Annotated in this window: 13 protein-coding genes; 8 read left to right on the top strand and 5 right to left on the bottom strand. The window is 73.3% G+C overall.

Annotated features, from left to right (window positions below; translation table 11 throughout):
• On the bottom strand, positions 1-604 hold a 604-nt coding region (locus ACFE60_RS12350; protein ID WP_375389160.1), incomplete at its 3' end, for an efflux RND transporter permease subunit.
• Positions 605-705: 101 nt separating this feature from the next.
• Here ACFE60_RS12350 and ACFE60_RS12345 point away from each other — a divergent pair.
• Positions 706-2,817 carry an APC family permease gene (locus ACFE60_RS12345; protein WP_375389159.1) on the top strand — a complete coding sequence of 704 codons (2,112 nt, stop codon included), beginning with the start codon at positions 706-708 and terminating at the stop codon, positions 2,815-2,817.
• A gap of 195 nt (positions 2,818-3,012) precedes the next feature.
• On the top strand, positions 3,013-3,936 hold the full coding sequence (locus ACFE60_RS12340) for a hypothetical protein (protein WP_375389158.1): 924 nt from the start codon (positions 3,013-3,015) through the stop codon (positions 3,934-3,936).
• 85 nt (positions 3,937-4,021) lie between these two features.
• On the opposite strand, the gene ACFE60_RS12335 is transcribed toward ACFE60_RS12340, so the two are convergent.
• A complete protein-coding gene (locus tag ACFE60_RS12335) occupies positions 4,022-5,206 on the bottom strand; it encodes an FAD-dependent oxidoreductase (RefSeq protein ID WP_375389157.1) in 1,185 nt (394 codons plus the stop codon).
• 133 nt (positions 5,207-5,339) lie between these two features.
• On the opposite strand from ACFE60_RS12335, the gene ACFE60_RS12330 reads away from it, so the two are divergent.
• On the top strand, positions 5,340-5,510 hold the full coding sequence (locus ACFE60_RS12330; RefSeq protein ID WP_375389156.1) for a DUF3073 domain-containing protein: 171 nt from the start codon (positions 5,340-5,342) through the stop codon (positions 5,508-5,510).
• A 45-nt stretch (positions 5,511-5,555) separates the two neighbouring features.
• Here the strand turns inward: ACFE60_RS12330 and purM are convergent, their stop codons facing one another.
• The gene (gene purM / locus ACFE60_RS12325) at positions 5,556-6,653 is read right to left on the bottom strand and encodes a phosphoribosylformylglycinamidine cyclo-ligase (RefSeq protein WP_375389155.1); all 1,098 of its coding nucleotides are present in this window, start codon (positions 6,651-6,653) and stop codon (positions 5,556-5,558) included.
• 84 nt (positions 6,654-6,737) lie between these two features.
• Here purM and purF point away from each other — a divergent pair, with 84 nt between their 5' ends.
• Complete coding sequence (purF, locus tag ACFE60_RS12320) at positions 6,738-8,207, top strand: amidophosphoribosyltransferase (protein ID WP_375389154.1); 1,470 nt, start codon at positions 6,738-6,740, stop codon at positions 8,205-8,207.
• 419 nt (positions 8,208-8,626) lie between these two features.
• Positions 8,627-9,535: a cation diffusion facilitator family transporter gene (locus tag ACFE60_RS12315; RefSeq protein ID WP_375389153.1), complete on the top strand. Its 909-nt coding sequence runs from the start codon at positions 8,627-8,629 to the stop codon at positions 9,533-9,535.
• A gap of 238 nt (positions 9,536-9,773) precedes the next feature.
• Here the strand turns inward: ACFE60_RS12315 and ACFE60_RS12310 are convergent, their stop codons facing one another.
• Both ACFE60_RS12310 and ACFE60_RS12305 read right to left on the bottom strand, forming a co-directional pair.
• Positions 9,774-10,181 (bottom strand): hypothetical protein, encoded by a 408-nt coding sequence (locus ACFE60_RS12310; RefSeq protein WP_375389152.1) that lies wholly within the window; start codon positions 10,179-10,181, stop codon positions 9,774-9,776.
• Complete coding sequence (locus ACFE60_RS12305; protein ID WP_375389151.1) at positions 10,178-10,549, bottom strand: sterol carrier family protein; 372 nt, start codon at positions 10,547-10,549, stop codon at positions 10,178-10,180. Before ACFE60_RS12305 ends, ACFE60_RS12310 begins: the two co-directional genes overlap by 4 nt.
• 39 nt (positions 10,550-10,588) lie before the next feature.
• Here ACFE60_RS12305 and purD point away from each other — a divergent pair, with 39 nt between their 5' ends.
• From purD to ACFE60_RS12290, 3 genes are all read left to right on the top strand, one after another.
• Complete coding sequence (gene purD / locus ACFE60_RS12300; protein WP_375389150.1) at positions 10,589-11,854, top strand: phosphoribosylamine--glycine ligase; 1,266 nt, start codon at positions 10,589-10,591, stop codon at positions 11,852-11,854.
• Positions 11,851-12,696, top strand: coding sequence for a phosphoribosylaminoimidazolesuccinocarboxamide synthase (locus tag ACFE60_RS12295; RefSeq protein WP_375389149.1), 846 nt, complete (start codon positions 11,851-11,853; stop codon positions 12,694-12,696). The genes purD and ACFE60_RS12295 overlap by 4 nt, the downstream gene beginning before the upstream one ends.
• A 93-nt stretch (positions 12,697-12,789) precedes the next feature.
• Entirely contained in the window at positions 12,790-13,650 is an 861-nt protein-coding gene (locus tag ACFE60_RS12290; protein WP_375389148.1) for a VOC family protein, read from the top strand.
• Positions 13,651-13,706: the final 56 nt, after the last annotated feature.

The following is a 13,706-nucleotide window of genomic DNA, read 5'->3' as shown; positions in this document are numbered from 1 at the left end:
AGAGCACCGACGTCTGCAGGCCGTGGTCGGCGAGCGCGTCCTTCGGCGTGACCGTGATCCGCGTGCCCGGCGCGCCGGCGAGGGCCGCGGCGCGGACGCCGTCGAGCTTCTCGAGCTTCGGCAGCACCGAGTCGTTGACCGCGTCCGCGAGCTGCGTCGTGGACGAGTCCCCCGTCACCGAGACGGCGACGATCGGGAAGTCGTCGAGGCTGCCGGCGACGACCTGCGGGTCGACCCCGTCGGGCAGGCTCGAGCGGATCGAGTTGATGGCCGAGCTGACCTTCTGCTCGGCGTTGTCCAGATCGGTGCCGAAGGAGAACCCGATGCTGACCGTCGAGCTGCCGTTCGCGGAGGTGGAGGAGGTGTCCTCGACGCCGCGGATGCCGCGGACGGCCTGCTCGATCGGCTTGCTGACGCGCTCGCTGACGATCTGCGGCGACGCCCCGCGGTACGAGGAGACGACCGCGAGCTGCGGGAACTGGACGGAGGGGATCAGCTCCTGCCGCAGGCCGGTGGTGGCGAGCACCCCGAAGAACGCGGCGACGATCGTCACGAGGGCGATCAGCGCCCGGTTGCGGAGGCTGAAGGCGGCGAAGAGCTGCACGCTCGATTATCGCTGACCGATCGGACAGCCGATGCGTGCACCGGGTGACCCCGCGGCCGCGCGTGTTGACAGCGCGCGGCCCGCGAGTACTGTGCTGCCCCGTGACTTCGGCGCCCGACGATGAGGGCCGCGGCGTCAAACGCCTGATCCTGGGCGAAAAGCTGCCCTCGCACAAGCTGGACGACCAGCTGCTGCCGAAGCACCTCGCGCTGCCGATCTTCGCGTCCGACCCGCTGTCGTCGGTCGCGTACGCGCCGCAGGAGCTGCTGATGATCCTGCTGCTCGGCGGGGTCGCGTTCCTCACCCTGGCGCCGTGGGTCGCCGCGGTCGTCGTGCTGCTGCTGACCGTGGTCGTGCTGTCCTACCGGCAGCTGATCAAGGCGTACCCGTCCGGCGGCGGCGACTACGAGGTCGCGCAGCGGAACCTCGGTGAGAAGCCCGCTCTGGTCGTCGCGTCGGCGCTGCTCGTCGACTACGTGCTGACCGTCGCCGTGTCGGTCGCCTCCGGCGTCGACAACATCATCTCGGCGATCCCGCAGCTCGCCTCCGTCCGCGTGGAGATGGCGATCGCGATCGTGATCGCGCTGGCGGCGGTCAACCTGCGGGGCGTCCGCGAGTCGAGCAAGGCGTTCGCGCTGCCCACCTACGTGTTCATCGGCAGCGTCGCGCTGATGGTCGTCGTCGCGATCGGCCGCACGCTGCTCGGCGACGCGCCCGTCGCGGAGAGCGCGCGGTACACCGTCCACGTCGACCAGATCGCGCAGGCCGGCATGGTGCTGCTCGTGCTGCGCGCGTTCGCGAGCGGCTGCTCGGCGCTCACCGGCGTGGAGGCGATCGCGAACGGGGTGCCCGCCTTCCGCCGGCCGAAGGTGCGGAACGCGCAGCAGACCCTGTCCGCGATGGGCCTGATCGCGATCTGCCTGTTCGTCGGCCTGCTGGCGGTCGCGCTGATCTCGCGCGTCCACTACGCGGAGACGCCGTGCGAGCTGATCGGGTGGGACGCCTGCCGCACCGCGCCGCAGCCGAGCCTGATGGCCCAGGTCGCCTCGGCGACGTTCGGCGGCGGCTCGCTCCTCTTCTACGTGGTGCAGGCGGCGACGGCGCTGGTCCTGCTGCTCGCGGCGAACACCGCGTTCAACGGGTTCCCGCTGCTCGGCTCCGTGCTCGCGCGGGACTCCTACGCACCGAAGGCGCTCTCCACCCGCGGCGACCGCCTCATCTTCAGCAACGGCGTGCTCGTGCTGTCGGCGATCGCCGCGCTGCTGCTGCTCGTCTACCAGGCGAGCGTCACGAACCTGATCCAGCTGTACATCATCGGCGTCTTCGTCTCGTTCACGCTGGGCCAGACGGGCATGGTGCGGCACTGGATCGGCCTGCTCAGGAGCAAGGCGCCGGGACGCTCGGCGACGCTCCGCAGCCTCGTGATCAACCTGGTCGGCGCGACCATGACGGCGACCGTGCTCGTGATCGTGACCATCACGAAGTTCACGCACGGCGCCTGGCTCGTGTTCGTGATCATGCCGATCCTCTGGTTCCTGATGCTGGGCGTGAACCGGTACTACCGCGACGTCGACAAGGAGATCGAGGTCGATCCGCACACGACCTTCGGGTCGAAGGGCGACCACGCGATCGTGCTGGTCGGCCGGATGCAGAAGCCGGCGCTCAAGGCCCTCGACTACGCGATCGCCGCCAAGCACGACACGCTGGAGGCGGTGCACGTCTCCATCGACGACGCCGCGACGAAGCGGCTCGAGGACGAGTGGGCGCAGATGAACATCTCCGTGCCGCTGACCGTGGTGCCGTCGCCGTACCGGGACATCAGCGTGCCGCTGATCAAGTACGTGAAGGCGCATCGAGCGACGCACGGCGCCGAGGTCGTCACGGTCTACACGCCCGTCTACGTCGTCGGCCACTGGTGGGAGCAGCTGCTGCACAACCACAAGGCGCGGCGCATCCGGCAGAAGCTGATGCTCGTGCACGGCGTGACGCTGGCGCTGGTGCCGTGGCTGCTCGACTCGTCGCAGCTGATCTACGGCCGGCGCTCCCGCCCGATCCCGGGCCAGGACCGCCGCGGCGAGCCGGTGCGCCCGCGGATGCCCCTCCGCCGCCACGTCAAGGACGGCGCCCCGCTGGCCCGCGAGACCCCGCCCCCCTCCGCGCAGCCGGAGGACGCCTCCGCGCAGCCGGAGGAGGAGAAGGACCTCACCCGCTGACCCCCTTCGCGGATCCGGATTTGTTTCGCGGATCCGGACGGACGGAGCGACACGCCGGGCAGCTCGACGCGGAGGCGGGGTGTCGCGGAATCCATCCGGATCCGCGAGAGCGTGATGAGGCTGCGGGCGGGCGAGTCTCTCCTCCCCAGGCCGAAGCCGTGCGCGCCGGACGCCGCTGCAGCACAGTGCTCGGCCATGACCACGGACCGCGCCCTCATCCTCTCGACCGCCGGGGAGGTGCTGCGCCGCAACCACGGGCTGGCCCACCTGCAGCGGTTCCTCGAGGCCGGGCTCACGCGGAACGACGTCGGTCACCTGCGTCACCTCGGCGCGGTGCTCCGTCCGCGCATCGGCTGGTACCTCGAGCCTTCCGCTCCGCCGGCGGCCGTGGAGGCGGTCCGGGTCGGCGGCGTGCTCGGCTGCGTGGCCGCGGCGGAGTCGTACGGGATCCTGATCCCCGACGGGCTCGACGGCCGGAACCACGTGAGCCTCGAGCCGGACACGACGAGGATGCGCAGCTCGTGGGATCCTGGCCGCCACGTGCACGCCGGGGACGATCCGACGGTTCGGCTCCACTGGGACGGTCGGCTCGAGCCGGTCAGGGGCTGGCGCGTCTCGCCCGCCGACGCGCTGCTGCAGATGGCGCAGTGCACCACCGTCCGGTGGCTCACCGCCGCGGTCGATTCCGCTCGGAACGAGAGCGGCGGCCGCCCCGTGATGGCCCCGTCCGCGCTGCCGGCGCTGCGGGCCGCCCTCCCGTCCCGCCTGCGCGACGCGATCGATCGGAGCGATCCGCTCGCCGAGGCGGTCGGCGAGACCTTCATCCGCCTCGAGCTGGGTGATCGCGGCATCCCCTGCCGGTCGCAGGGCTGGCTCACATCCCTCTACCGCACCGACGTCCTGGCCGACGAGTGGCTGCCGGTGGAGTCGGACGGCGTGAAGCACCACTCCGGCACGGCGGTGGTCCGCGACCGGGAGCGGGACGCGGTGCTCGCCTACCTGGAGCGGCAGCCGCTCCGCTTCACCCACCGCTCCGCCGTGCACGAGACCGCCTGGGTCGGGGACGTCGTCGAGCAGGTCTGGCGACGGGGCGCCGACTCGCCGATCCGGATGGGTTGAGCGACACGCCGCGTCTGCGCGACCGATCACGGCGTGTCGCCGATCTCATCCGGATCCGCGAGAGGAATCCGGATCCGCGAAAGGGTCAGGCGTCGGTGAAGAAGCGCGCCATCAGCCGGGCCACCTGGTCCTCGGGCTCGTCCCGCGGCAGCGCGAGCACGGTGGGCGGGCTCGCGTCCACCGGCATCGTCGTCTCGCCCAGCGCGGCGAACACCTGGCGGGCGAGCGTGCGCCCGGCGCGGTTCGCGCCGACCGTGCTCGCCGTCGGCCCGTAGCCCGCGAAGAAGATGCGCGGGTCCCGCTCGGCGGCGCCGCTCGTGACCTGCACGCCGCCGGCCTTCTCGTGGAGGCGGAGGGGGCTCAGGTGGCGGATGTCCGGCCGGAACCCGGTCGCCCAGACGATCGCGTCGATCCGCTCGCGGGAGCCGTCAGGCCACACCACCGCGGAGCGCTCGAGGTGGTCGAACATCGGCCGCGGCGCCAGCACCCCGCGCTCGATGGCCGCCGCGATCCGGCGCGTCTTCGGCACCCCGGTGCCGGACACGATCGACGGCAGCGCCCGCCCGGTCCGGGCGGCCTCGTCCTGCTGGTCGACCGCGGCCACGGCGGCCTCCAGGTCGAGCGAGCCCTGGTCCAGGTAGTCGACCGGCCGGCGGGTGGACCAGAAGGTCTTCGCCGCGACGTTCTCCAGCTCGAGCAGGAAGCCGATCGCGGAGGTCCCTCCGCCGACGACCAGGACCCGCAGGCCGGCGAAGTCGGCCGCGTCCCGGTAGCCGGCGGTGTGCACCTGCCGGCCCGCGAACTCGCGCACCCCCGGGTAGTACGGCACGAACGGCGAGCCCCAGGTGCCGGTCGCGTTGACGACGACGCGCGCGACGGTCTCCCCGAGCGTGGTGCGGACCACGAGGTCGGCCCCGCGGTCGAAGACGGCCGCGACCGTGACCGGCCGTCGCACGTCGAGACCGAAGAACCGCTCGTAGTGGGCGTAGTACTCGGTGACGACGTCACGGGCGGGGCGGGAGCGGTCGGCGGTCTCGAAGGAGATGCCTGCGCGACGCATGCCGGGCAGGTCATGCACGCGGTGGGCCGAGCCGAGCCGCAGCGCGGCCCAGCGGTGCTGCCACGCGCCGCCCGCCTCCGGCCCCCGGTCGAGCACGATCTGGTCGACGCCGCTGCGGAGCCCGAGCCGCTGCAGGTAGTACGCGACCGAGAGGCCCGCCTGACCCGCCCCGACGACGACGACGTCGACACGCGCGGGTGCAGCGAGCACGGTCGACCCCCTCCCCTGGCGCGAGCGCCGGGTCCATCCTGCCGTAACGGTGCGTGTTACGATGATCGCCAGTTTTCGCACATCTCGTCGCCATCCCACCCATCGCGGCGAACACGACGTGAGGGGGTCACGCATGGGGCGAGGCCGTCAGAAGGCGAAGCACACGAAGATCGCGCGCGATCTGAAGTACTTCAGCCCGGACACGAACTACAACGCGCTCGAGGCCGAGATCGGGACCCACACGGGCGAGGCGCATGCCGGCTGGTCCGAGGAGGACTTCGCCGCGGAGGACTCGAACCGCTAGCCGGCCAGGAGCCGGTCGGCCCGGAGCCGGCCGACCTCGAGCGACTCAGTCGGCGTACGAGCCGACCAGGCGTACCGCTCCGCCGTCGACGCCCTTGGCGCCGGTCGTGAAGTCATCGCCCTCGGCCGGTCCGAAGCGGACGGTTCCCGCGCGCCACGTCGGGATGCCGGCCGCGGCGACCGCCGCCGCGATCCGGTCCGCCGCGGCTTCCTCGACGACGGCGAGCATGCCGATCCCGAGGTTCCAGGTGCCCTCGGCCTCCTCGAGCCCGAAGCCGGCGATCCCGGCCAGATGACGGAAGACCGGCTGCGGCGACCACGTCGACCGGTCGAGATCCACGACCGAGCCCCGCGGCAGCACGCGCGCGAGGTTCGCGGCGATGCCGCCCCCGGTCACGTGCCCCATCGAGTGCACGGCGTCGCCGTCGGCGCCCGCGAGCACGTCGAGCAGCGGCCCCGTGTAGAGGCGGGTGGGCTCGAGCAGCTCCTCGCCCAGGGTGCGCCGGAACTCGGGCACCTCCGCATCGAGCGCCAGGCCGGCGTCGCGGACGATGCGCCGCACGAGCGAGTAGCCGTTGCTGTTCAACCCGGGGGAGGCGAGCGCGAGCACGGCGTCGCCGTCCTGAACCCGCTGGGCGCCGAGGAGGCGGTCCGCCTCGACCGCGCCCACCGCGGCGCCGGCGAGGTCGTAGTCGTCCGAGGCCATCAGGTCCGGGTGCTCGGCGGTCTCCCCGCCGATCAGCGCCGTCCTCGTCGCCGCGCAGGCGTCAGCGATCCCGGCCACGATCGTCGCGATCCGGCCGGGTGCGACGCGGCCGCACGCGATGTAGTCGGTCATGAACAGCGGGGCCGCACCGACCACGACGATGTCGTCGACGACCATGCCGACCAGGTCCTGGCCGATGGTGTCGTGCTTGTCGAGCGCCCGCGCGATCGCGATCTTCGTGCCCACGCCGTCCGTCGACGTGGCGAGCACCGGCCGGCGGAAGGCGGTCAGCGCGGAGGCGTCCCACAGGCCGGCGAACCCGCCGAACCCGCCGAGCACCTGCGCCCCCTGCGTCGCCGCGACGGAGCGCCGCATCAGCTCCACCGCCGTGTCGCCCGCGCGGGTGTCGACGCCGGCCGCGGCGTACAGGTCCGTCACGCGCGGCCCCTCCCTGGAACGGCCGTTCCCTCGCTGCGTGCGAGACTGTCGGCTGCCCTTCGAGCCTACGGGAGACCCTTCAGCATGTGCGGCATCGTGGGCGTCTCGGCCGCCCAGCCGGTCAACCAGCTCATCTACGACGCGCTGCTCCTGCTGCAGCACCGCGGGCAGGACTCGACCGGGATCGCCACGGACGAGAACGGCTCCTTCCACATGGTGAAGGTGAAGGGGCAGGTCCGGGAGGCGTACCGCACCCGCGACATGCGCACCCTGCTCGGCAGCACCGGGCTCGGCCACGTCCGCTACGCCACCCGCGGGTCCGCGGCGAGCGAGCAGGAGGCGCAGCCGTTCTACGTCAACGCCCCGTACGGGATCCTGCTCGTGCACAACGGCAACCTGACGAACGTCCGCGAGCTGCAGCAGGACCTGTTCCACATCGACCGCCGGCACCTGAACAGCGACTCCGACACCGAGCTGCTCGTGAACGTGCTCGCGAACGAGCTGCAGTCGCAGGTGTCGGGCCCCGACCTCGATCCCGACCAGGTCTTCACGGCCGTCCGCCGGGTGCACGAGCGGGTGGAGGGCTCCTACGCCGCGATCGCGCTGATCTCCGGCCGCGGCCTGCTCGCGTTCCGCGACCCGTTCGGCATCCGCCCGCTCACGCTCGGCAAGCGGACCGCCGACCACCTGCCCGGCGTGCACCGGGACGAGTGGATGGTCTCCTCCGAGTCCCTCGTGCTCGAGAGCAACGGTTACGAGGTGGTGCGCGACGTCGCTCCCGGCGAGGCGGTGTTCATCACCCCGGACGGCGAGCTGCACATCCAGCAGTGCGCGGAGCACCCGCGGCTCGTGCCGTGCTCGTTCGAGTACGTGTACCTCGCCCGCCCCGACTCGACGATGTCGGGCATCTCGGTCTACGACGCGCGCCTGCGCCTCGGCGACCGGCTGGCCGACACCGTCGCCCGGTACACGCCGTTCGGCGACGTCGACGTCGTCATGCCCATCCCCGACTCCGCACGCCCCTCCGCCATGCAGCTGGCGCAGCGCCTCGGCGTCACCTACCGGGAGGGGTTCTACAAGAACCGCTACGTCGGCCGGACGTTCATCATGCCGGGGCAGGCGATGCGCAAGCGCAGCGTGCGGCAGAAGCTGAACGCCCTCGGCTCGGAGTTCAAAGGCAAGAACATCCTGATCGTCGACGACTCGATCGTGCGCGGCACGACGAGCGCGCAGATCGTCGACATGGCGCGCGCCGCGGGCGCGAACAAGGTCACCTTCGCCTCCGCCGCGCCGCCCGTGCGCTACCCGCACGTGTACGGCATCAACATGCCGACCCGGCAGGAGCTGGTCGCCGCCGGCCGCAAGATCCCGGAGATCGCCCGCGAGATCGGCGCCGACCACCTCATCTACCAGGAGGTCGGCGACATGCAGGCGGCCATCCTCGAGGGCTCCGACGTCGCCGAGCTGGAGATGAGCTGCTTCACCGGCGAGTACGTCACCGGCACCGTCACCGACGAGTACCTGCGCTGGGTGGAGGCCAACCAGCTCTCCTGAGCAGCCCGCGTCCCTCGGACTGGGGAGGCGAAAGACGGGGACAGACAGGTCGTTCTGTCCGCAGGGGTGCTACATTTCCTCTCGGCGGCACCCACCGCTAGCACTACCCGATACGACCGATCCGTTCCTCCGCACCCTCCCCCCGGGGCGCTGAGGACCGGCAGGACCGGACTTCCCCCGCGAGGTCCTGCCACGGTCTCCCGGATGATGACGCCGGGCAGCCACTCCCCCGCGAGCTGCCCGGCGTCTTTCCGTGTCGATTGCCGTCGACGCGCGAGCGCGTCCGCGAGCTCTGCCGCTCCGGCGGTCGTGAACGGACCGCCGCTGCGCGGCGCACGGTCCGTCCGCTCGAGGGCGCCGACCCGCGCGGGGCGCCCGGCAGGCACCTCCGCTACCCGCTTCTGCTCCACACTGGGGCGATGCACGACCACGCGCACGGTGCCGGGGCCCCGACCCGCGCGCTCGCGACCGTGTTCGCCATCACCGCCTCCGTGCTGGTCGTCGAGGTCGTCGGTGCCGTCGTCACCGGCAGCCTGGCGCTGCTCGTCGACGCCGCGCACATGCTCACCGACGTGCTCGGACTGGGGCTCGCCCTGGCCGCCGCCCGGCTGGCCACCCGCGCCGCCTCCTCTCGCCGCACCTACGGCTGGGCGCGCGCGGAGGTGCTCGGCGCGACCGCGCAGGCCGCGGTGCTGCTCGGCGTCGGGGTCTTCGTGCTGATCGAGGCGATCCGGCGGTTCGCCGAGCCGACCGACGTGCCGGGCCCCGGCCTGCTGGTGCTCGGCGCGGTCGGGCTGGTCGCCAACCTCGTCTCGCTGCTCGTCCTGCGCCGCGCGGGCGGCGCCGACCTGAACAGCCGCGCCGCCGCGCTCGAGGTGCTCAACGACGCGCTCGGATCGCTCGGCGTGCTCGCCGCGGGCCTCGTCATCGTGCTGACCGGCTGGACCCGCGCCGACGCGATCGCCGCCCTCGTCGTCGGCGCCCTGATCGTGCCGCGCACGCTCCTGCTGCTGCGGGACGCGCTCGACGTGCTGCTGGAGTCGGCCCCGCGCGGGCTCGACCTGGGCGAGGTCCGGCAGCACCTGCTTGAGCAGGAGCACGTGCTCGCCGTGCACGACCTCCACGCGACGCGCGTCTCGTCCTCCCTCCCGGTGCTGTCGGCGCACGTGGTGATCGAGCCGGCCTGCTTCCGCGACGGGTCCGCCCCCGCCGTGCTCGACGCGCTGCAGCACTGCGTCGCGGCGCACTTCCCGATCTCCTTGACGCACTCGACGTTCCAGCTCGAGCCGCCCGCGCACACCCAGCACGAGGCCGGCGCGCACGCCTGATTCGCGGCTCCGGTACGCGGCTCGCGGCTCGGCGCTCGCGGCTCGGCGCTCGCGGCTCGCTGCCACGAGAGATCGAGCAGGACTTCCCAAGGGCTTGAGCAGGACGGAACGGCTTGAGCAGGACGAACCAGCCCGATCTCGCCTGCCGAAGCCGTTCTGTCCTGCTGAAGCCCTCGCGTCTGTCCTGCTGAAGCCCTCGCGTCTGTCCTGCTGAAGCGCTCGAGCCGGCTGGAGGGGGTCAGCTGCGGTCGGGGAGGTCCTGCTCGACGGCCTCGGCCGGTTCGGAGTCGCCGGCCGGAGGCGGCGCGTCCCCGGCGGCGGGAGGCGCGTCCCCAGCGGGCGGAGCAGCGGCGGGCGGCGCGCTCGGAGGCGCGGTCGGGAGGCGCTCCGCCTCCACGGTCTTCGCCCGCCGCTCGAGCACGGCGTCGATCAGGAGGGCGACGACGCCGCCGGCGAGGGCGCCGACCGGCGCGAGCAGCAGGATGAGGAAGGCGATCGCCTGCACCTTCGGCGTCGTGTCGTCGGACGGCGTGACGTTCACCGCGACGACCGCGACGAGCGCCCCGACGACGGCGCCGATGCCGAGGAACACGCCGACCTTCGGGCTGCGACGGACCCTCACCTGGCGCCGCTGCGGGTCGCTCACCGCTGCACCGACTCGCGCCACACGGGCAGCCGCCCGGTCAGGTCGGCCCGCGACCCGGACGCCTGCACGGCGCCGGACTCCAGCGCCTCCGACCAGCCGCGCTGCCCGGTCGCGAGGTGCAGCCAGACCGGCGCGGTCATCTCGACGACGTTCGGAGGCGTCCCGCGGCGGTGGTCGAGGCCCTCGATGCACTGCACGGCGCCGAACGGCGGCACGCGCACCTCCACGGCGCCCCCCGGGTAGCGGTCGGCGAGCAGCTGCAGCAGGTAGCGGACCGCGGTCGCCGTCACGGGCCGGTCGGCGTCGCCGGCGACGGCCGCCGCGACCGCCTGGTCGCCCTCCCCCGCCGGGATCCGTGCCTTCGCCACCCGAAGAACGGTACGCGGCCGCGCCGATAGGTTGGTGCGGTGCGGATCCTCGTCCTCGGCTCCGGCGCGCGCGAGCACGCGATCGCCCGCGCGCTGCTCGCGGAGGACGCGGGTCACGACGTCGTCGTCGCCCCCGGCAACGCGGGGATCGCGCGCACGACCAGGACCGAGCCGGTCGACGCCGCCGCCCCGGGAGCCGCCACGGCGCTCGCGCAGCGCCTCGGCAGCGACCTGGTCGTGGTCGGTCCGGAGGCGCCCCTCGTCGCCGGCGTCGCCGACGCGATCCGGGAGCAGGGCATCCCGGTGTTCGGCCCCGATCGCGACGCCGCGGCCCTCGAGGGCAGCAAGGCCTTCGCGAAGCGGATCATGGCCGAGGCCGGCGTGCCCACCGGGCGCGCGGTGCACGTGCGCACCGCGGCCGACCTGGACGGGGCGCTCGCGACCACCGGGTCGCCGTACGTCGTGAAGGCCGACGGGCTCGCCGCCGGCAAGGGCGTGCTCGTCACGGAGGACGTCGCCGCCGCGCGCGCGCACGCGCTGCGCTGGCTGGAGACCGGTCCCGTGCTGCTCGAGGAGTTCCTCGCCGGCCGCGAGGTCTCCCTCTTCTTCGTGAGCGACGGCACGACCGTCCTGCCTCTCAGCCCCGCGCAGGACTTCAAGCGGCTGCAGGACGGCGACGCCGGGCCGAACACCGGCGGCATGGGCGCCTACTCCCCACTCCCGTGGCTCGCCGACGCGTTCGGCGGCGAGGACCGCTTCGTCGAGGTGGTCCGGCAGGAGGTCGCCGAGCCGGTGATCGCCCGGCTCGCGGAGGAGGGCACCCCGTTCGTCGGGCTGCTCTACTGCGGCCTGGTCGTCGACGGCACAGCGGTCCGCGTGATCGAGTTCAACGCGCGGTTCGGCGACCCCGAGACGCAGGTGGTGCTGCCCCGGCTCGCCTCCCCCCTCAGCACGCTGCTGCACGGCGCCGCGACCGGCACGCTCGGCTCGACGGACGCACCGGCGTTCCGCGCCGACGCGGCCGTCGGCGTCGTGCTCGCGAGCGAGGGGTACCCGGGCGAGCCGGTGCTCGGCGCCCCGATCGACGGGCTCGCGGAGGCGGAGGCGTCCGGACGCGTCCACGTCGACCACGCGGCGACCGCGGCGGGAGCCGACGGGCTCGTCGCGGCGGGCGGGCGGGTGCTGACCGTCGTCGGCCTCGGATCCGGCGTGGCCGAGGCGCGGGCGACCGCGTACGCGGGCGTCCACGCGATCCGGTTCCCCGGATCGCAGCACCGCACGGACATCGCCGAGGGGATCGCATGACCGAGCTGCCGGGATTCGACTTCGTCACGGCCGGGAAGGTGCGGGACCTGTACGCGCCCGTCGGCCGGGACGACCTGCTGCTGCTCGTCGCCGACGACCGCGTGAGCGCGTTCGACCAGGTGCTCTCCCGGCCGATCCCGGGCCGGGGGGCGCTGCTCACCGGGCTGACCCGATGGTGGTTCGCGCAGCTGCCGGAGGTCCCGAACCACCTCGCGGAGGCGGACGTCGCGGTGCCGGCCGAGGTCGCCGACCGCTCGATGCTCGTGCACCGCCTGCGTATGCACCCGGTGGAATGCGTCGTCCGGCAGATCGTGACGGGCAGCGGCTACCAGGAGTACCGGCGCGTGGGCGCGATCTCCGGCGTCCCGCTGCCTGCGGGGCTGCAGGACGGCGACCGGCTGCCGGAAGCGATCTTCACGCCCGCGTTCAAGGCCGAGATCGGTGCGCACGACGAGAACATCCCGTTCGAGGCGGTCGTCGACCTGGTCGGCGCGGACACCGCCGTCGCCCTGCGGGACGCCTCGCTCGCGATCTTCCGCCGCGCGTCAGCGATCGCGGACGCGAAGGGGGTGCTGCTCGCCGACACCAAGCTCGAGTTCGGGGACGACGCCTCCGGACGGCTCGTCCTCGGGGACGAGGTGCTCACGCCGGACTCGAGCCGGTACTGGGACGCCGCCGCGTACGCCGACGGCCGTCGCGGTGCGAGCTTCGACAAGCAGATCATCCGCGACTGGCTCACCGCCAGGTGGGACGGCACGGGCACGCCGCCCGACCTGCCGGACGAGGTCGTGGATCGCACCGCCGCCCGCTACCGCGAGCTGGTGGAGCTGCTCACCTCCTGACGGCGTTCATCGCTCACGTGGCCCGGCGCCGGCACCGGGGCTCGTCTCGGGATGCGACGCGACGCCGAGAAGTTGACGCGTCATACTTCTCGGATGACCGATCTGCTCGCCGCCACCACCTCGATGGGTGCCGTCACGCTCGACGTCGCGGATCTCGACGTGGTGAGCCGCTACTACACCGAGGGCGTGGGGCTCGAGGTCCTGACGGCCGGACCCGGCACCGTCAAAGTGGGCCGGGACGGGGTGGCGAGCCTGGTGCTGCGGCACGCCCCCGCGCTGCGGCACGCGCCCGCCTCCGCGGCCGGGCTGTTCCACACCGCGGTGGTGTTCGCCTCCCGCGCCGCCCTCGCCGCGGCCGTCCACTCCGTCGCGTCCCGCTACCCGCGGTCGTTCACCGGCTCGAGCGACCACCTGGTGTCGGAGGCGTTCTACTTCGACGACCCGGAGGGCAACGGCGTCGAGCTGTACTGGGACCGGCCGCGCGCCGGCTGGCGACGGCACGGCACGGCGATCGAGATGGCCACCCTGCCGCTCGACCCGAACGCGTTCCTGCGGCAGCACCTGCGCGAGGACGGGGCCGCCGGGGGAGCCGCCGAGGTCGGGCACGTGCACCTGCAGGTCGGCGAGATCGCGGCGGCGAAGGCCTTCTACGTCGACGTCGTCGGCTTCGAGACCACCGCCCGCCTCGGCGACCAGGCCCTGTTCGTCTCCGCCGGCGGCTACCACCACCACGTCGGCATGAACACGTGGCGCAGCCGCGGAGCGGGCCCCCGCACCCCCGCCCTCGGACTCGGTCAGGTCGCGATCCGCCTGCCCGACGACCACGCCGTCGACGCGCTGCAGGACCGCCTCCGCGCGGCGGGCGTGCCGCTGCAGCACGACGGCCGCGAGCTGGCGTTCGAGGACCCCTGGCGCAACGCCGACAGCGCGGTCGTCGCCGCGGCCGCTGGGTAGGCCCGCCGGGGGCCGATGATCAACGGCGAGGTCATGCCCAAGGCCGAGCGGCGCGA

It is taken from the genome of uncultured Amnibacterium sp. (genome assembly GCF_964245895.1).
Classification (GTDB): domain Bacteria; phylum Actinomycetota; class Actinomycetes; order Actinomycetales; family Microbacteriaceae; genus Amnibacterium.
The sequence above is the reverse complement of the archived record's forward strand: the minus strand, read 5'-3'. Positions and strand labels throughout refer to the sequence as shown.

Bases quoted from the DNA above. Each gene is read 5' to 3' on its own strand.
- ACFE60_RS12340 (WP_375389158.1), top strand. From the start codon at position 3,013: ATGACCACGGACCGCGCCCTCATCCTCTCGACCGCCGGGGAGGTGCTG.
- purF (WP_375389154.1), top strand. From the start codon at position 6,738: ATGTGCGGCATCGTGGGCGTCTCGGCCGCCCAGCCGGTCAACCAGCTC.
- ACFE60_RS12295 (WP_375389149.1), top strand. From the start codon at position 11,851: ATGACCGAGCTGCCGGGATTCGACTTCGTCACGGCCGGGAAGGTGCGG.
- ACFE60_RS12290 (WP_375389148.1), top strand. From the start codon at position 12,790: ATGACCGATCTGCTCGCCGCCACCACCTCGATGGGTGCCGTCACGCTC.
- ACFE60_RS12315 (WP_375389153.1), top strand. From the start codon at position 8,627: ATGCACGACCACGCGCACGGTGCCGGGGCCCCGACCCGCGCGCTCGCG.
- ACFE60_RS12330 (WP_375389156.1), top strand. From the start codon at position 5,340: ATGGGGCGAGGCCGTCAGAAGGCGAAGCACACGAAGATCGCGCGCGAT.